The sequence below is a fragment of the Streptomyces nymphaeiformis genome, assembly GCF_014203895.1.
GTDB classification, from domain to species: Bacteria; Actinomycetota; Actinomycetes; order Streptomycetales; family Streptomycetaceae; genus Streptomyces; species Streptomyces nymphaeiformis.
Genome location: NZ_JACHJY010000006.1, coordinates 439,133 through 457,429 on the forward strand (window position 1 = coordinate 439,133; position 18,297 = coordinate 457,429).

The window sequence follows — 18,297 nt, forward strand, 5'->3', positions numbered from 1 at the left end:
CCGGGGCGGGACGGCCGACCGCCGTCCCGCCCCGTCCCTCTCCTCCTCACTCACTCGAACAAGGAGTACGCATCACCATGGCCCGCTTCGACGTCAACGCCGCCCGCGCCCAGCGACAGGAGGCCCACGGCCGCACCTGGTCCTTCGAGCTGGACGGCGAGTCCTACACGCTTCCCACCGAGCTCTCCCGCAAGACCGCGAAGGCGCTGCGGAAGCTCGACGACAACGACGTGGACGGTCTGCTCGAACTCCTGATGGGTGAGGAGCAGTACGTCCGCTTCGAGGAGCACGACCTCACGATGCAGGACATCGCCGCCATCCTGGAGGCCTACGGCAAGGAGACCGGGCTCGGCCTGGGGGAAGACTGAGCCTCGTCGAGTTCGTCGACGAACACGCCGAGGCCCTCGAAGCGGACCTGCTCCGCTACTACGCCGCCGATCTCCTCGACTGGCACCGCGGTGAGCTGTCCAGCCGGCGCCTGATGGTCATGATCAAGCACCTTCCCGCGGACAGCGCCGTACAGCGCGAGCTCCACGGGGAGGCGGCCGAGTGGTCGCTCTCCGACCATCTCCTCGCCGCGGCGGTGGACCATCTGGCCGCCGCCAACTGGATGTTCCAGTGCGTCAACACGGGCGAGGACGACGAGACCCCGGACCCGCCGAAGCCCGTTCCCCGTCCGGGCGTCACGGACGAGGACGACGAGGAGCGGAGCGAGGAGTCGACGGAGGAGGGCGCCGCTCCGGCGGTCTCCCCCGCGTCCCTGGCCCGCTTCTTCGGCTGACGCTCCCCCAGGTCCCCTTCGCCCCCGGTTCCCCCCTCCTCTCAGGAGGCGGGGTCCGGGGGCGCTTCCTGTGCTCGCTCGGCCAGTTCGTCCTCCAGGGTCCTGGCCCGTTCGGACAGCCGGCGGCCGCGCCGCTCGGGGGTTCCCCCGGACTGGCCCGGTACGCCGCCGATCGGCGGCACGATCGGGCGGCCGCCCTTGCCGCGGACGACCTTCCGCACGGGCTGGGCGTTCCTGCGGGCGCGGCTCTCCTGGGTGCCGACACGATCGCCGGACTCGGGTACGAGTTCGGGTTCGGACGCGTGCTCCGGCTCGGGTTCGTACGCGGGCACGGGCACGGGCGCGGGCTCCGGCTCGTACTCCGGCTCGGGGCGCTGTTCGAACAGCTCGCGCTCCCGGCGTACGCGCTCCTCGGCGTCGACCACCACGGCCGGGGGTTCCATGAGCCGGGCGAAGGGCAGCGGGATGACGCGGGCGCCCTCGCCGTGGGCGTCCGTGCGCCGCTGCGGGCGCCGTATGCCCCGCGCGTCGCCCTGCCCCTGGGCGTACGCGTCGGCCACGCGCCGCTCGTACTCCCTGCGGATGCGCGGGAGTTCGTCGGAGACGGCCTCGGCCCAGCCGGCGGTGAACGCGGCGGCCTCGCGGCGGTCCACCTCGGCGCGGGGCAGCACGACGAGGTCCTCCGGGGCGTACCCGGCGACGTGGACGAGTTCGGCGAGACGCGCGAAGAGGTGGGGCAGATCGGGGTGGGATTCGAGCCAGTCGACGACCTGCTCGCGCCGGTTACCGCCCGGCTCCGTGTCCATGCAGCACTGCCTTCCGACCCCCTGGGGTTCCCCACGCGCCCCTCGCGTCCCCCGGCTCCCCGAATAAGTCAGGTCCAGGGAACGCGTCTCCCAGAGTACCCCGGTCGAACACAAGGTCAGTTCGAGGCTCAAACCCCTTGGGGAACACGCAGGAAGACACACCGTCAAGTGTTTCCCGCTCGACAAACATCGAACACTTGTTCCACACTCTGTTCGCACAGTAGTTCGAACACGTGGTGCCCCCGCTCCTCACTCCGCGGCGCCGCCACACCCGCACGGGCAAGCAACCGGAAGGCAGGCGTCCATGACTCAGCAGGCCGAGGCATCCCGACCGCACATCCCGCTCCAGGACCGCCTCCGCCAGCTCCTCGACGGACCCGTCGCCCTCGACAAGAGAGCGCTGCTCGGCACGCTGTGCGCCGAGGTCTCCCGCTACGAGACCCTCGCGTACACGGCGGGCTGGAACGACGCCCTCGCGACGACGCGCCGCACCCGCCACCAGGACGCCGACGCCTAGCCCTCCGACCCGCCCCTACGCACGAGCCCCTGCCGAAGTTCCATGCCGGCGGGGGCTTTCGGCGCTTGGCCGTCACCGGCCGGAAGCGGAGCACATCATGGCAGAAGTAACCAACGAGGAACTCTCGATACAGATAGCCGGCCTCGGGCACAAACTCCGGATCGTGGACGGGGGATGGCTGCCCTCGACGGAGTGGCTGAGGGGAAAGCTGGCCCCGCTCGACCTCCTCGCCGACATGAAGTCGAAGATCGAGGACATCCACAAGGAGGTCGTGAAGGCGAAGAAGGTGGAGATCCTCGAACAGCTGGGGATGGACCACCTCGCCGCCGCGTACAAGAAGCTCACCGAAGAGGGCTGGAGCGCGGCACGCGACTACTTCATCGCGGCCGTCGCGAGCACCGTCGTCCCCCTCATCGGCGGCGCCCTGGTCCTGATACTGAGCGCCTGGGCGCTCAAGGCCTCCCGGGGCATCCAGGAGAGGATCTTCAGGGGCTTCGTCCTCGCCCGCACCGAAAGCGGCCTCGGCATCTGGCCGCAGCGCCGTACCGACGTCGAGGCCCGGGAGGCCAACACCGGCGGCGTCCTCAACACCGCCCACATCCCCGACGCGGCGACGCTGGACGCCCTCAAGCTGGCGCTCGCCGACCTCAACCCGAAGATCACTGCGTTCAACACCGCGATCCGCAAGGTGCCGAGAGCCGGCAGCCTCACCAAGACGGCCGACGGCATCACCAGGGTCAAGACCGCGGTCACCGGCCTCGACACCGACAAGATCACCGCCCTCGCCAAGGCCCTCGGCAAACTCACCGGCGCCGTGAAGCACCACGACCCCAAGAAGGTGCCGGACCCCGGCAAGATCGACAAGCTCAACGCGGCCATGGCCGGCGCCAACCCCGCCGCGATCAGGGAGATGGCCACGGCCACCGGCAAACTCGCCAGCGCCCAGCGGCACTTCGATCCGAAGAAGCTCCCCAAGGCCCGCGGTCTGGAGTCGGCCGCCCGGGCCGCGAACAAGCTCGCCGACGCGGGCAGGGACGTGGCCCAGGCGTTCAACAACCTCAAGATCAAGGCCCAGGAGGCCGCTCAGGCCATGGCCTGACCCCCGCTCACCCCGAAAGGAGGTAACCCATGTCTCTCACCAGTTCCCTGAAGAAGGCGTCCGACTCCCTGCGCAACCTCAAGGCGCAGGCCTCCGGCGCCGCCGGTGACATCAAGAAGGTCGGGGACGCCGGCAACGGCGCGTCCGGTCAGCTGAAGAACCTCAAGACCAGCGCAGACGCTTCGAACACCCAGCTCAAGAGCCTGAAGACCGCCTCGGACAACGCCGAGAAGGCTATGACCAAGGCCGGCAAGACCGGCGAGACCGCCGGGACCAAGCTCGGCAAGTACGAGTCCGGCGCCGGCAAGGCGTCCAAGGGCCAGGACAAGCTCAACAAGTCGATGAAGGGCAATCTGCTCGCCCGGCTCGTCGAACTCTTCATGCCTCTCATCGAGAAGGTCGTGGAGATGGCGATGCAGTCGAAGACGATGCAGAAGGTCATCAAGAAGGCCTTCGACGCGATCAAGGTCGTGATCAGCGCCGTCATGAAGGCCATCGGCCCGATCATGAAGCAGGCCGGCACCCTGGTCAAGAAGGTCTGGGACGGCATCAAGAAGGCCATCACCGTCGTCGTCAAGGCCGTCGCCACCGTCATCAAGACCTACGTCAACATCTGGAAGACGGTCATCACCACGGTGATGAAGGCGATCAAGGCGGTCATCGGCACGGTCTGGAGCGGCATCAAGGCCGTGATCACCCCGGTGGTCAACTGGATCAAGGAGACGATCCCGCACGCCTTCCAGGCCGTGAAGGACAAGATGTCGTCCATCTGGGGCGCCCTCAGCGGCATCGCGTCCCGGGCGTTCGACGGCATCAAGAGCGCCGTCTCCGGCCCGATCAACGCCGTCATCGGCCTGATCAACCGCATGATCAACGCGGTCAACGGGGTCCACGTCAGCGTCCCCGGCTGGGTGCCGCTCGTCGGCGGCAAGACCTTCGGCGTGCACATCCCGACCATCCCGATGCTCGCCACCGGTGGTGTCGTCATGCCCCGCGCCGGCGGCGTCCCGGCGATCCTCGCCGAGGCCGGCGAGGCCGAGGCCGTCCTCCCGCTGTCCAAGCTGGACCGGCTGCTCGCCCTCACCGCCCGCCGCGCCCGCATGACGGCGCAGCTCCAGGGGGGCGGCGGAGGCGGTGCCGGGCTGCACATCGAGCACTACCACGCGGCCCGTAACAGCGACCCGCAGTCCACGGCGGACGCACTGATGTACCTGGCGAAGGCGCGCGGATGAGTGCCGCCGCCGCTTTCCGCAACCCGTTCCAGGGCGCCGCACCGGTCCTGAGCAGACTGCGGCGGGGCCTCGGGGACGCGACCGGCGCGCTGAAGCGGATCAGGGAGGACGCGCAGCGGGCGTCCGGCGGCATGGACAGGTTCGCCGCCGGGCTCCGTACGGCCGGCAGCACCGTGCGCTCCCTCAGGACCGGCGCGTCCGGCGCGGCCGGCACCGTCCGCCGGATCCAGCAGTCCAAGGCGGCGAACGGGTTCAGGAAGCTGGGCACCGCGGCGGGCAAGGCGGGAACCGTCGCCGGGATGTTCGGCGGCCCGGCCCTCGGCATGCTCCTGGAGATGCTGATCCCGCTGCTGCCCTTCGTCGACACCGTCACCAGGCTGATGGACACCTACGGCACGGTGATGGAGATCGCCTCCGTCGCCATGACCGGCGTCAACCTGGCCATGAAGAGCAGCCCGCTGGGCTTCATCGCCGGCATCCTCCTCCCGGTCGCCGCCTGGCTCATCGAGTACGCGGTGAACACCGAGACCGGGCAGCGGATCATCAAGCAGGTCATGCAGCAGGCCCTGAAGGGCTTCCAGGCCGTCTTCACGTTCCTGCAGCCGGTCCTGAAGCTCATCGGCACGCTGGTCACGAACTACTTCAAGGCGTACCTGACCGTCTTCACGACCTTCCTGAAGATCATCGGCGACGCGATCAACGGGTTCTCCCACGTCCGGTCCCTCGTCACCTCCGCCGTCAACGCCCTGCGCGGCATCGCCTCCAGCAGCGTCAACGCCGTCAAGAACGTCATCCATCCGCTCCTGTCCCTCTTCACCGACAAGATCCCCGGCTTCTTCAGCCACGCCAAGGACGCGGTGGGCAAGGCCCTGCACGGCATGGGCGAGCTCATCAAGGGCGCGCTCACCGCCGTCATCGGCGTCGTCAAGGGACCGATCGACGGGCTCATCGCGTTCGCCAACTGGATCATCGACGGGCTGAACAAGCTGAGCTTCGACTTCCTCGGCAAGCACTTCGGCATCGACATCCCGAAGATCCCGATGCTCGCCGAGGGCGGTGTCGTCTTCCCCGGCGCCCCCGACGCCCCGCGCATCGACGCGCTCGGCGTCCTGGAGAACCGACGCGTCCCGGCCCTCACCGAAGCCCCCCGGCAGCCGCACCGCATCCGGGACTTCCACGAGGACCCCGGCGCCGGCCCCCGGTCGACCGCCGAGGACCTGCTCTTCCTCGTCGCCGCCCACGGCTGAAGCCCTCCCACCCGACAGCCCCCTCAGAAGTGAGGTGACGGCCCCATGGCCGAGACCACAACCACATACGCCGGAAACGACCTCACCGCCGACCTCGCGCCCGGCTCGCTGATCACCCAGGACGGGCAGATCCAGTGGGCCGGGCTTCTCATCGGCCCCGGTACGCCGTTCAACGTCGACCGGACCGGTCTCCAGGGCTGGGAGGACCTGCCCGAGTACGACTCCTCCGACGCCGACCGGCCCACCTCGCACGGCGCCTGGCCCGGCTCCCGGTACGCCAAGCCGCGCAAGATCAGCGGCACGATCGTGCTGATGCCGGAGTACGACGCCGCGGGCGAGGCCATCCGCGCCCTGCGCCAGTCGCTCGCCCTGCTCGACGAGGAGCGCTGGCTCACCGTCCGGCTGCACGGCGAACTCCTCGCCGTACGCGCCCGGATCGCCCAGCGCGTGGTCCCCGCGGACCAGGGCTTCGCCACCCAGGGCAGCTCGAAGATGTCGATCCAGTGGCTGGCCTCCGACCCGCGCCGCTACACCGTCAACGAACAGACCGCCTCCACCACAGCCCCGCAGCCGGAGACCGGCCTGACCTGGCCGCTGACCTGGCCGCTCAACTGGGGCCAGGCCAAGTCCACCGGTGACGCCGTCGCCGAGAACTCCGGCTCCGCCGCCACCCACCCGGTGATCGTCTTCCGCGGCCCCTGCTCCATGCCGACCGTCACCGAGCGGGTCAGCAAGCGCCGGCTGCGGTACGCGATCGACCTGGCCGCCGGCGACGAGCTCGTCGTCGACACCGCCAACGGCACGGTGACGCTCAACAACACCGCCTCCCGCCGCCACACCGCGATGGCCGACTCCAGCCCCGAGGAGCTGTTCCTCCTCGAACCGGGACGCACGGAACTGGCGTTCCGGCCCGACTCGGCCACCCCCGAGGCGCTGATGACGGTCCGCTGGCGCAGCGCCGAGTGGTGACCGCCACCCAGGCCGCCGCCTAGGCGCCGACCCCCTCCCGACCCCACAGAAGAGGTGAACCCATGACCGTACGGGCCGCCTGGCTCCAATCCACCGGCCAGACCCGCGAGGACACCCGGATCGCACTGTCCGCGCTGCTCACCCCCAGCAGCGGGAGCGCCACCTCGCCCCCGCTGCGCTCGCGGCCCGGCATCGTGCCGGGCGGCTTCGCGCTGACCGGCACCGCCTCGATGCAGTGCTCCATCGGCACCGGCCGGGCCGTCGTCCAGGGCTACGAGACCGCCCAGGGCGCGTACATGATCGCGGTGACCGCCCCCGAGACGTTCACCATCGCCGACGGCGACCCCCAGTACGGCCGGATCGACGTCATCGAGCTGGCCGTCCTCGACGACGCCTACGACAAGAGCGGCGCCACCGACGCCGTGATCCGGCTGGTCAAGGGCACGCCCTCGGCCGCCCCCCAGATCCCGGCCTCGGGCCCCGGCAGCTCCTTCCCGCTCTACACGGTCTCCGTCCCGGCCGGCACCTCCGCCGGCACCGGCGGCATCGGCTGGACCTCCGGCGCCGTCACCACCAAGCACTATCCGATGACGGCGCTCGGCGGGATCATGCCGACCAGCGGTTTCAACGGCGTGTACGTCGGCCAGTACCGCGACGTCTCGGGCCAGTTGCAGCGCTGGGACGGCACCGCCTGGGTGGCGTACCCGAAGGCGATCGGCGGCATCGCCCCGAACGGGACGGCGACGACCGGCAGTTACTCCGGCCAGTACCGCGACAACGCCGGCATCCTGCAGCGCTGGGACGGTTCCGCCTGGCAGTACGCCGAGGGCAAGGCGACGATCCTGTTCAGCGCCTCGCAGACCTCGATGCAGAGCGTGCCGCAGAACGCCTGGACGACGATCACCCTGAACTACGTCGACATCGACGACTTCAACGGCTGGAACGGCACCGACAGCTTCGTCGTCCCGCGCACCGGCTGGTGGCGGGTCGGCGCCAACATCAACTGGTACGGCGACTCCACCAGCGGTGTGCGCGGCGCCCGCATCCTCGTCGGCGGCGTCGGCTACTCCCGGATGACCTGGATGACCGCGGCGTCCATGGGCACCACGAGCGTCGGCGGCGACGGCCTGGTCAAGCTCACCGCGGGCAACGTCCTCCAGCTCGCCGGCTACCACAACGCCACCGTGCCGGTCCGCACCCTCGGCGGCTCCGGCTACTACACGACCCTCACCGCCCAGTGGATCCGGTCCTGAACCGCCCTCCCCGTACACCCTCTTGGAGAAGTCCATGAACCTGCGCAGCAGCTGGGTCGCCGAGACCGGCCAGACCCGCGAGGACACCCGCCTCACCCAGACCCCGACCACCATGATCAACCCCGTCCAGGTGCGCTCCGGCATCCTGCCGGGCTCCTACAGCGGCCAGTGGCGGCTCTCCGGCTTCTGGATGACCGGCGCCTCCGCGATGACGGCGACCGTCTCCGAGGGCCGCGCCGTCATCCAGGGCGACATCTCGCAGGGCGTCTACCCGGTGACCCTGCCGGCCGCCGAGCAGGTCACCTTCGCCGCCGGCTCCGCGACGTACGGCCGCATCGACCTGGTGGTCCTGCGGATCTACGACAAGCTCTACGACGGCGGCACCCGCAACGAGGGTGTGATCGAGGTCATCCAGGGCGTGCCGGACGCCTCCCCCAAGGCCCCGGTGGCCCCGCCGCGCAGCCTCCCGCTGTACGAGGTGACGGTCCCGGCCGGCGCCAGCGCGGGCAACGGCGGCATCCCGTGGAACACCTCCCTGAAGGACCTGCGCACACCGGTCGTCGCCCTCGGCGGCATCCTTCCGGTCGAGGGCCAGATCCTGCCGGGCGCGCACCCGGGCCAGTACCAGGACACCCCCAACAACCAGTTCCAGCGCTGGGACGGCGGCCAGTGGGTCGCCTACCCGGAGGCGGTCGGCGGCATCGTCCCGACCTCCGTCAACTCCACCACCCCGGGCAGTTACACGGGCCAGTACCGGGGCACCGCGGCCGGTCCGCTCCAGCGCTGGACCGGCGCGGCGTGGGCTCCGGCGTACCCGGGTCCGTACTTCAAGGACTCGCTGGACGCGGGCTACACGCTCTCGACGACCTACGTGAACACACTGATCGACCGGGCGGAGAACCCGCTGACGGTGACCTTCGTCGCCCCGGAGAGCCGGTCGGCCATCCTCACCTTCGGTTCGCGCGTGGAGCTGGACCTGAACTCCGGCACCACGGGCATCGCCAGCTCGGCCTGGATGTGCGTGCGCATCATGCAGGGCACCACCGTCGTCCGCGAGGTGGACGACGAATACGCCGCCGTCGGCTCCAAGTCGGCCGACCCCACGGACGCCGTCTCCGTCTCGACCACCCAGGGCCTCTACAACCTGACGCCGGGGGCGACCTACGCGGTCACCGCGTACTACCGGTCGACCAACACCAACGTGCGGGCCTGGTTCGACAACAGCTTCATCCAGGTCACCCCGCAGTACTGAGTCCACCGGGCCGCCGCCCCTACTTCCAGGAGATCCCATGCCCGTACGTTCCGGATGGCTGATGCCCACCGGGCAGACCCGCCAGCACACCCGCATCACCGACATCGGCGCCACCACCCCCGTCAACCCGCTCGGCGTCCGGTCCGGCATCCTGCCCGGCACCTTCGACGGCAAGTACCGGGTCGGCGGCCTGTGGATGAGCTCCACCGGCCCGATGACGGCCACCGTCTACCAGGGCAGGGCCATCGTCCAGGGCGGCATCGCCGACGGCGCCTACCCGGTCGCCCTCGACGCGGACATCACCATCACCTTCGCCGACGGCGACCCGCTCAACGACCGCATCGACCTCGTCGTGGTCCGCGTCTACGACAACGACGTGGACGCCCTCGGCAAGTACGACGCCGGCATCGAGATCGTCAAGGGCACCCCGGCGGCCGCCCCCGTCGCCCCGGCCGCCCCCGCACGCTCGCTGACGCTGTTCACGGTCAAGGTGAAGAAGGGAGCGTCGGCCGGCACCGGTGGCATCGACTGGGCGGGCGGCGCCTCCACCGACCTGCGCACGACGACCGTCTCCTCCGGCGGCATCCTGCCCGTCTACAACAACGCGGGCGTGCCCGGCGCCTACCCGGGCCAGTACCAGGACAACGACAACGCCCACTTCCTGCAGCGCTGGGACGGCACCGCCTGGGTCGCCTACCCCAAGGAGATCGGCGGCATCGCGCCCAGCGGCACGGTGACCACCGGCAGCTACAACGGCCAGTACCGCGACTACAACGGCGGCCAGCTCCAGCGCTGGAACGGCAGCGCCTGGGTGGTCTACCAGCCGCCCGTCGAGATCGAGACCACCACCACCGGTGCCGTCGCCCTCACCAACTGGTCGATGGTGGCGTTCTCCGGCCGCAGGACCAAGAGCGGCCTGTGCACCATCACCGCCACCGTCACCCGCACCGGCGCTCAGGTCAACGTCGACAGCTCCGGCAACCTCGCCGACGAGCAGCTGTGCACCATCCCGGCCGGCTGGCGTCCGGCCACGGACTTCGAGGCCACGGCCTGCGACGGGTACGGCAACGGCGCCGCCAACATCCGCGCCGACGGACGCGTCGACCTGCGGACCTGGTCCTACGGCGGCTCCCTGGCCGCCGGGCGGAACATCCGCATCTCCGCCACCTACGTCCTGTAAGGGGGCCCACCGATGGCCATCGACACGCCCTACCGGGCGATCTTCTGCGACCTGCTCACCGACCAGACGCTGGACATCCTCCCGCTGCGGGACGTCTCGTTCGACGACTACATCGGCAAGGCGGGCTCGCTCTCCGGCACGATCCCCATCCCCGACAAGGCCATCGCCGACCGCGTCAAGAAGGTCCGGGAGGGCCGCACCGCGGTCTACCTGGAGCGCGGCGGCGACCTGTGGTGGGGCGGCATCGTCTGGACCAGCACCCTGCAGTCCAGCGGCCGCGGGGTGCTGACCCTCGGCATCCAGGCCGCGACCTTCGACTCGTACGCCGGACGCCGCCGCATCCGTACGGACATCACGTACGCCACCCCCACCGACCAGCTGGAGATCGCCCGCCGGCTGTGGAGCGAACTCGACGTCCAGGCCTACCCCGGCGCCCCCGACGGCGAGGAGCCCCGCCGCCTCGGCATCACGTTCGGCGACGAGGTCCCCAAGTTCAAGAAGACGGCCTCGTGGCGCAAGGGCGACGAGACCGTCTACCTGGAGGCGCTCGACCAGCTCGCCGCCACGGAGAACGGCTTCGAGCACCAGATCCTGGTCTACCGCGACCCCGTCAGCGGCGCCCGGATCCGGCAGCTCCGCATCGGCGAGCCCAAGATCGTCACCGGCGCCACCGACCTGGTCTTCGACCGGCCCGGCGTCATCCTGTCGTACTCCTTCCCGTACGACGCGACCCGCGGCGGCACCACCGCCCTGGCCCGCGGCGCCTCCACCAACTCCAACGCCGCCGCCGAGTCCCGGCCGATCTTCTCCACCCAGCAGTACGCCAGCGACCTGCTCGCGGACGGCTGGCCGCTGATCGACCTGTCCTCGGACCACAACGAGATCACCGACCCGCTCGCCCTCGACTCGGTGGCCTCCACCGAGCTCAAGGAGGCGCGCGGCGCCGTCGTGATCCCGTCCATCAGCATCCACCTCGGCGGGATCGTCCCGCCCCAGCTCCTCGGCCGCGTCGCCCGCATCCGGATCACCGACGAGTGGTACTCCCAGGGCCTCGACGCCCGGTACCGCATCATCGGCACCAAGGTCACTCCCCCGGAGCGCGGCCGCCCCGACACCGCCGAGCTCTACCTCGAGGAGGCCTGATGCCCCAGCTGCCCGAGGACATCATCGACCGGCTCAACCAGATGGAACGCCGGCTCAAGGCCCTGTCCACCGCCGTGAACACCCGTCCCGCCGTCAACGAGTTCCGCCCGACGGCGACCGAGAGCGTCACCATCACCCGGCCGCTGTTCCGGATCTTCGACGGCTACAACCACGAGATCTTCGCGGACGACATCATGACCGGCGGCCTCGCCCGGCCCTGGCTGCAGCTCATGCCGCCGCTGGCCACCGACGTGACCAAATGGCCCTCCACCACCGCCGCCGCCTTCACGACCGTCGCCCGCTGCTCCAACCCCGTCTGGCAGCCCAAGATGCGACTCGCCATCAGCACGGCGGCGTCGAGCGGCGCCACCGGCCAGGTCCGCGTCCTCGTCGACAACGTCCCCTTCGGCCCCACGGTCACCGCCGGCACCACCTACGACTACATCGGCCTGCTGCCCGGCGACATGAAGGCCCGGTTCGGCCAGAGCATGAACATCGAGATCCAGGCCCTCGCCACCGGCGGCACGGTCTACGCCCAGCCCGTCCTCATCCACGGCGCCCAGACCTGAGCAGGAGCACTCCATGAACATCGACCCCACCCAGCCCTGGGGCGTGGCCATCGACTACGCGGGCCGCGCCGTCGTCAGCGAGAACGGCCACACCCTCTCCGTACGCGTCTACGACAACAGCCTGGGCAACACCGTCCAGCGCGACCCGGTGACGGGGCAGTACCCGGCGGTGTACGTCACGGCCGAGGTCACCGAGAAGGGCACCGGCGACGCCGTCCTGCGCGGCTCCGGCCTCGTCATCGTGGACGCGAAGGACGGCGCCCCGGCCGTCCCCGACCAGACCGCCGCCCAGCGGGCCGTGACCGCCGCCCTCGCCGACTTCGAGTCGCGCCGGGCCGCGTACGCCGCACTGTGCGCCACCTGGGCCCCGCCGGCCCCGGCACCCGCCCCGTAAGACCCCGTACGAAGAAACCGCAGGCCCGCCGGACGCGGGCCTTTCTCATGTCCGGAGGACACCAGATGGCCACTCCCCTCACCGCGGACCGGTTCGTCGCCGCGCTCCGCGCCGAAGGCGTCAACGTCGTCGAGCACCCCGGCTGGCGCACCCACAACCGCAACGGCCACGGCGCCTGGGGCCCCGTGACCGGCGTGATCATCCACCACACCGTCTCCGCCGGCACCGCCAACTCCGTCGAGATGTGCTTCGACGGCTACGAGGGGCTGCCCGGCCCGCTCTGCCACGGCGTCATCGCCAAGGACGGCAGCGTCCACCTCGTCGCCAACGGCCGCGCCAACCACGCCGGCGGCGGCGACCCGTCCGTCCTCCAGGCCGTGATCAGCGAGACGTACGGAGACCGGCCGCCCGCCCCGCGCGAGCACCAGGGCAGCGCCGGCGCCGTCGACGGCAACTCCCGCTTCTACGGCTTCGAGTGCGTCAACCTCGGCGACGGCACCGACCCCTGGCCGCCCGCCCAGCTCGACGCCATCGAACGGGTCTCCGCGGCCCTGTGCCGCGCCCACGGATGGGGCGCCCGCTCCGTCATCGGCCACAAGGAGTGGTCCGACTGGAAGGACGACCCGCGGGGCTTCGCCATGCCGACGATGCGCGACCGCGTCCAGGCCCGCCTGAACAAGGCCCCCGCCAAGCCGTCCGCCGACACCGCCAAGCCGGCCGCCCCCCGCCTCCAGCCCTTCCCGGGCACCTCGTTCTTCCGCGCGGAGACGAGCTCCCCGGTCATCACGGCCATGGGCCGCCGCCTCGTCGCCGAGGGCTGCTCCGCGTACACCGTCGGCCCGAGCCCCCGCTGGGGCGAGGCCGACCGGCTCAGCTACCAGAAGTGGCAGCACAAGCTCGGCTTCCGCGGCTCCGACGCCGACGGCATCCCGGGCGCCGCCTCATGGAACGCCCTCAAGGTCCCGTACACGAAGTAACCGCAAGGAGCACAGTGATGTCCGATGCCGCCAAGCGCACGGCCCGTACCGTCCTCCAGTCCGCCGTCGGCATCGCCGTCGTCCTCCCCGCCATCGTCGACGCCTCCGGCATCCCCGCGACCCTCCCCTGGGTCGCCGGGGCGCTGGCCGTCGCCGGCGGGCTGGCCCGCGTGATGGCCCTCGACCTGGTGCAGAACCTGCTGCCGTCCTGGCTGCGCCCCACCCCGGGCGGTGCCGATGACCGAGCCTGACCCGAACGATCCCGTCGCCGTCGCCCTCGAACTGGAACGGCTCCGCGGCACCCTGGAGGCCGGCTTCGCCCGCGTCGACGGCTCGCTCGCCCTGCTCGTGCAGCGCAGCGACCAGACCGACAGGCAGCTCGCCGACCACGAGGCCCGCCTCGACGACCTGGAACGGGCCCGCTGGCCCCTGACCAGCATCGCCGCGCTGGCCGCGGTGGCCACGGTCGCCGTCACGGCCTGGGAACTGACCGCGCGCTGAGGCGCCCGACCGGGGAGTGCTTCCTGCCGGACCCCGGCAGGAAGCACTCCCCCACACGACCGACCCGCGCCCTGTCCCCCGGGGTCGTACGGGCGGACACTGCACAGAGGCTCGACCGGCCGACGAAGGGGGACCGTCATGGCGACGGACGACCAGACCGACGTCCACCTCACCCTCATCGAGTACGGCGCGGTGGCCGCCGAGTACGCCGCCGCCGCGACCCATCCCGACGCGCCCCGGGCGATCGTGGACGACTACGCCATCGTGGTCGACGCCCTCGCGCTCGCCCGCCGGGTCCCCACCGAGGACGTCCCCGCCGTCCTCGCCGTCGGCACCCGGGCACTCCTGCGGGTGCACCGCGCGCTGCTGGGCTAGCGAACGCCGAAGGGCGGCACCCCTCGCGGGGTGCCGCCCTTCGGTTCGCACTGCTTACTGGTTGTACGGACCGTAGTCGTAGTCCTCCAGCGGAACGGCCTGGCCGGAGCCCGAGCCGAACGGCGAGTAGTCGATGTCGTCGTAGCCGACGGCCGAGTACATCGCGGCCTTGGCCTCCTCGGTCGGCTCGACCCGGATGTTGCGGTAGCGGGACAGACCCGTACCGGCCGGGATGAGCTTACCGATGATGACGTTCTCCTTGAGGCCGATGAGGCTGTCGGACTTGGCGTTGATCGCCGCATCCGTCAGGACTCGGGTCGTCTCCTGGAAGGAGGCGGCCGACAGCCAGGACTCCGTCGCCAGCGAGGCCTTGGTGATACCCATCAGCTGCGGACGGCCGGAGGCGGGGTGACCGCCCTCGGTGACCACACGACGGTTCTCGGTCTCGAACTTCGAACGCTCGACCAGCTCGCCCGGCAGGAGCTCCGCGTCGCCGGACTCGATGATCGTCACGCGGCGCAGCATCTGCCGGATGATGATCTCGATGTGCTTGTCGTGGATCGACACGCCCTGCGAGTTGTAGACCTTCTGGACTTCGCCGACCAGGTGGACCTGGACCGCGCGCTGACCGAGGATCCGGAGCACGTCGTGCGGGTTGGTGGCACCCACGGTGAGCTTCTGGCCCACCTCGACGTGGTCGCCCTCGCCCACGAGCAGACGGGCACGCTTCGAGATCGGGAACGCCGTCTCGTCGGTGCCGTCGTCCGGGGTGACGACGATCTTCTTGGTCTTCTCGGTCTCCTCGATGCGGACGCGACCGGCCGCCTCGGAGATCGGGGCGACACCCTTCGGCTGCCGGGCCTCGAAGAGCTCGACGACACGGGGCAGACCCTGGGTGATGTCGTCACCGGCCACACCACCGGTGTGGAAGGTACGCATCGTCAGCTGGGTACCGGGCTCACCGATGGACTGGGCGGCGATGATGCCGACCGCCTCACCGATGTCGACCAGCTTGCCGGTGGCGAGCGAACGGCCGTAGCAGAACGCACAGGTGCCGACGGCGGACTCACAGGTCAGGACCGAACGGGTCTTGACCTCCTCGACGCCCGCGTTGACCAGGGCGTCGATGAGCACGTCACCCAGGTCGACGTTGGCCGGCGCGATGACCTTGCCGTCGACGACGACGTCCTCGGCGAGCATCCGCGCGTACACGGAGGTCTCGACGTCGTCCGTCTTCCGCAGGACACCGGCCTCGTCCTTGGCCGCGATCCGCAGCTTCAGACCGCGCTCGGTGCCACAGTCCTCCTCGCGGATGATGACGTCCTGCGAGACGTCCACCAGACGACGGGTCAGGTAACCCGAGTCGGCGGTACGCAGGGCGGTGTCGGCGAGACCCTTACGGGCACCGTGCGTCGAGATGAAGTACTCGAGGACGGAGAGGCCCTCACGGAAGGACGCCTTGATGGGACGCGGGATGGTCTCGTTCTTCGCGTTCGACACCAGACCACGCATACCGGCGATCTGCCGCATCTGCATCATGTTTCCTCGGGCACCCGAGTCAACCATCATGAAGATGGGGTTCGTCTTGGGGAAGTTCGCGTTCATCGCCTCGGCGACCTCGTTGGTCGCCTTGGTCCAGATCGCGATGAGCTCCTGCGTGCGCTCTTCCTTGGTGATCAGACCGCGCTCGTACTGCTTCTGGACCTTCTCGTCCTGCGCCTCGTAGCCGCGGACGATCTCCTTCTTCGCCTCGGGAACGACGACGTCGGAGATGGCCACGGTGACACCGGAACGGGTCGCCCAGTAGAAGCCCGCCGCCTTCAGGTTGTCGAGCGTTGCCGCCACGATGACCTTGGGGTAGCGCTCGGCGAGGTCGTTGACGATCTCGGAGAGCTGCTTCTTGCCGACGGAGTAGTCGACGAACGGGTAGTCCTCGGGCAGCAGCTCGTTGAAGAGCGCGCGGCCCAGCGAGGTCTTCAGACGGAACGAGTCACCCTGCTGCCACTCCGGCTCGCCCTCCTCGGCGACCGGGGGAACCCAGCCACGGGGAGCGACGGTGCCGACCGGGAAGCGGATCTCGATCTGCGACTGCAGCGCGAGCTCGCTGGCGTCGAACGCCATGATCGCCTCGGCCGTCGAGCCGAACGCGCGGCCCTCGCCCTTGGTGTCACGGAGCTCGCCGTCGGTGGTGAGGAAGAACAGACCGAGGACCATGTCCTGGGTCGGCATCGTCACCGGACGGCCGTCGGCGGGCTTGAGGATGTTGTTCGAGGACAGCATCAGGATGCGGGCCTCGGCCTGCGCCTCCGCGGAGAGCGGCAGGTGGACGGCCATCTGGTCACCGTCGAAGTCCGCGTTGAACGCGGTGCAGACGAGCGGGTGGATCTGGATGGCCTTGCCCTCGACCAGCTGCGGCTCGAAGGCCTGGATGCCGAGGCGGTGCAGCGTGGGCGCACGGTTCAGCAGAACCGGGTGCTCGGCGATGACCTCTTCGAGGACGTCGTACACGACCGTGCGGCCGCGCTCGACCATCCGCTTCGCCGACTTGATGTTCTGCGCGTGGTTCAGGTCGACCAGGCGCTTCATCACGAACGGCTTGAAGAGCTCCAGCGCCATGGCCTTCGGCAGACCGCACTGGTGCAGCTTGAGCTGCGGGCCGACGACGATGACGGAACGCGCGGAGTAGTCCACACGCTTGCCGAGCAGGTTCTGACGGAATCGACCCTGCTTGCCCTTCAGCATGTCGCTGAGGGACTTCAGCGGACGGTTGCCGGGGCCCGTGACCGGGCGACCACGACGGCCGTTGTCGAAGAGGGCGTCGACCGCCTCCTGGAGCATCCGCTTCTCGTTGTTCACGATGATCTCGGGGGCACCGAGGTCGAGCAGACGCTTCAGACGGTTGTTGCGGTTGATCACACGGCGGTACAGGTCGTTCAGGTCGGAGGTCGCGAAGCGGCCACCGTCCAGCTGCACCATCGGACGCAGGTCCGGCGGGATGACCGGGACGCAGTCGAGAACCATGCCCTTGGGGCTGTTCGCGGTCTGCAGGAACGCGGAGACGACCTTGAGGCGCTTGAGCGCACGGGTCTTCTTCTGGCCCTTGCCGGTACGGATGATCTCGCGGAGGCGCTCGGCCTCCTCCTCCAGGTCGAAGGACTCCAGGCGCTTCTGCAGCGCCGCGGCACCCATCGAACCGTCGAAGTACGTGCCGAAGCGGTCACGCAGCTCGCGGTAGAGGAGCTCGTCGCCCTCCAGGTCCTGGACCTTGAGGTTCTTGAAGCGCGACCAGACCTCGTCCAGACGGTCGATCTCGCGCTGCGCACGGTCGCGCAGCTGCTTCATCTCGCGCTCGGCACCCTCGCGCACCTTGCGGCGCACGTCGGCCTTGGCGCCCTCGGCCTCCAGCTCGGCGAGGTCGTTCTCGAGCTTCTTGGCGCGGGCCTCCAGGTCGGAGTCGCGACGGTTCTCGATCTGCTGACGCTCGACGGAGACGTGCGCCTCCAGCGAGGGCAGGTCACGCGTACGACGCTCGTCGTCGACGTACGTGATCATGTACGCCGCGAAGTAGATGACCTTCTCCAGGTCCTTCGGGGCGAGGTCGAGCAGGTAGCCAAGGCGCGACGGAACGCCCTTGAAGTACCAGATGTGGGTGACGGGGGCGGCGAGCTCGATGTGGCCCATCCGCTCGCGGCGCACCTTGGCGCGGGTGACCTCGACGCCACACCGCTCACAGATGATGCCCTTGAAGCGGACGCGCTTGTACTTGCCGCAGTAGCACTCCCAGTCCCGGGTCGGACCGAAGATCTTCTCGCAGAAGAGTCCGTCCTTCTCGGGCTTCAGGGTGCGGTAGTTGATGGTCTCCGGCTTCTTGACCTCGCCGTGGCTCCACTGACGGATGTCGTCAGCGGTGGCCAGACCGATCCGGAGCTCGTCGAAGAAGTTGACGTCGAGCACTATGCGTCAATCCCTCTCAGGGTTGTAAGGCTTTGGGGTCTGATACGG

General features: G+C 69.9%; 19 protein-coding genes. 17 read left to right on the forward strand and 2 right to left on the reverse strand.

The genetic code is table 11. From position 1 onward, the window contains the following. The first annotated feature begins 77 nt into the window (after window positions 1-77). Complete coding sequence (locus tag GGE06_RS22660; protein WP_116159356.1) at window positions 78-368, forward strand: hypothetical protein; 291 nt, start codon at window positions 78-80, stop codon at window positions 366-368. Window positions 369-481: 113 nt separating this feature from the next. After that, window positions 482-781, forward strand: coding sequence for a hypothetical protein (locus tag GGE06_RS22665; protein ID WP_116159357.1), 300 nt, complete (start codon window positions 482-484; stop codon window positions 779-781). Between the two features lie 41 nt (window positions 782-822). On the opposite strand, the gene GGE06_RS22670 is transcribed toward GGE06_RS22665, so the two are convergent. Continuing rightward, a complete protein-coding gene (locus tag GGE06_RS22670) occupies window positions 823-1,587 on the reverse strand; it encodes a hypothetical protein (protein ID WP_116159358.1) in 765 nt (254 codons plus the stop codon). A gap of 304 nt (window positions 1,588-1,891) precedes the next feature. Here GGE06_RS22670 and GGE06_RS22675 point away from each other — a divergent pair, with 304 nt between their 5' ends. The 15 genes from GGE06_RS22675 (at window position 1,892) to GGE06_RS22745 (ending at window position 14,295) form a co-directional block, all read left to right on the forward strand. Then, window positions 1,892-2,104, forward strand: a complete 213-nt coding sequence (locus tag GGE06_RS22675) for a hypothetical protein (RefSeq protein ID WP_116159359.1) — start codon at window positions 1,892-1,894, stop codon at window positions 2,102-2,104. Window positions 2,105-2,201: 97 nt separating this feature from the next. Then, window positions 2,202-3,203 (forward strand): hypothetical protein, encoded by a 1,002-nt coding sequence (locus GGE06_RS22680; RefSeq protein WP_184931553.1) that lies wholly within the window; start codon window positions 2,202-2,204, stop codon window positions 3,201-3,203. 29 nt (window positions 3,204-3,232) lie between these two features. Continuing rightward, complete coding sequence (locus GGE06_RS22685; protein ID WP_184931554.1) at window positions 3,233-4,435, forward strand: phage tail protein; 1,203 nt, start codon at window positions 3,233-3,235, stop codon at window positions 4,433-4,435. Beyond that, window positions 4,432-5,682: a phage tail family protein gene (locus GGE06_RS22690; protein WP_116159362.1), complete on the forward strand. Its 1,251-nt coding sequence runs from the start codon at window positions 4,432-4,434 to the stop codon at window positions 5,680-5,682. Before GGE06_RS22685 ends, GGE06_RS22690 begins: the two co-directional genes overlap by 4 nt. A 45-nt stretch (window positions 5,683-5,727) precedes the next feature. Further along, the gene (locus GGE06_RS22695; protein ID WP_116159363.1) at window positions 5,728-6,651 is read left to right on the forward strand and encodes a phage distal tail protein; all 924 of its coding nucleotides are present in this window, start codon (window positions 5,728-5,730) and stop codon (window positions 6,649-6,651) included. Between the two features lie 62 nt (window positions 6,652-6,713). Beyond that, entirely contained in the window at window positions 6,714-7,904 is a 1,191-nt protein-coding gene (locus GGE06_RS22700; protein WP_184931555.1) for a hypothetical protein, read from the forward strand. Between the two features lie 34 nt (window positions 7,905-7,938). After that, entirely contained in the window at window positions 7,939-9,156 is a 1,218-nt protein-coding gene (locus GGE06_RS22705; protein WP_184931556.1) for a hypothetical protein, read from the forward strand. Between the two features lie 37 nt (window positions 9,157-9,193). Next, window positions 9,194-10,336 carry a hypothetical protein gene (locus GGE06_RS22710; protein WP_116159366.1) on the forward strand — a complete coding sequence of 381 codons (1,143 nt, stop codon included), beginning with the start codon at window positions 9,194-9,196 and terminating at the stop codon, window positions 10,334-10,336. A 12-nt stretch (window positions 10,337-10,348) separates the two neighbouring features. Continuing rightward, entirely contained in the window at window positions 10,349-11,479 is a 1,131-nt protein-coding gene (locus tag GGE06_RS22715) for a hypothetical protein (RefSeq protein ID WP_116159367.1), read from the forward strand. After that, a complete protein-coding gene (locus tag GGE06_RS22720) occupies window positions 11,479-12,048 on the forward strand; it encodes a hypothetical protein (RefSeq protein ID WP_116159368.1) in 570 nt (189 codons plus the stop codon). Before GGE06_RS22715 ends, GGE06_RS22720 begins: the two co-directional genes overlap by 1 nt. A 13-nt stretch (window positions 12,049-12,061) precedes the next feature. After that, a complete protein-coding gene (locus tag GGE06_RS22725) occupies window positions 12,062-12,442 on the forward strand; it encodes an ATP-binding protein (RefSeq protein WP_116159369.1) in 381 nt (126 codons plus the stop codon). Window positions 12,443-12,507: 65 nt separating this feature from the next. Next, window positions 12,508-13,419 (forward strand): peptidoglycan-binding protein, encoded by a 912-nt coding sequence (locus GGE06_RS22730; protein ID WP_116159370.1) that lies wholly within the window; start codon window positions 12,508-12,510, stop codon window positions 13,417-13,419. Between the two features lie 17 nt (window positions 13,420-13,436). Further along, a complete protein-coding gene (locus GGE06_RS22735) occupies window positions 13,437-13,670 on the forward strand; it encodes a hypothetical protein (protein ID WP_116159371.1) in 234 nt (77 codons plus the stop codon). Then, complete coding sequence (locus tag GGE06_RS22740; RefSeq protein WP_116159372.1) at window positions 13,657-13,920, forward strand: hypothetical protein; 264 nt, start codon at window positions 13,657-13,659, stop codon at window positions 13,918-13,920. The genes GGE06_RS22735 and GGE06_RS22740 overlap by 14 nt, the downstream gene beginning before the upstream one ends. 138 nt (window positions 13,921-14,058) lie before the next feature. After that, entirely contained in the window at window positions 14,059-14,295 is a 237-nt protein-coding gene (locus GGE06_RS22745) for a hypothetical protein (RefSeq protein ID WP_116159373.1), read from the forward strand. Window positions 14,296-14,349: 54 nt separating this feature from the next. On the opposite strand, the gene GGE06_RS22750 is transcribed toward GGE06_RS22745, so the two are convergent. Then, a complete protein-coding gene (locus tag GGE06_RS22750; RefSeq protein WP_184931557.1) occupies window positions 14,350-18,249 on the reverse strand; it encodes a DNA-directed RNA polymerase subunit beta' in 3,900 nt (1,299 codons plus the stop codon). Window positions 18,250-18,297: the final 48 nt, after the last annotated feature.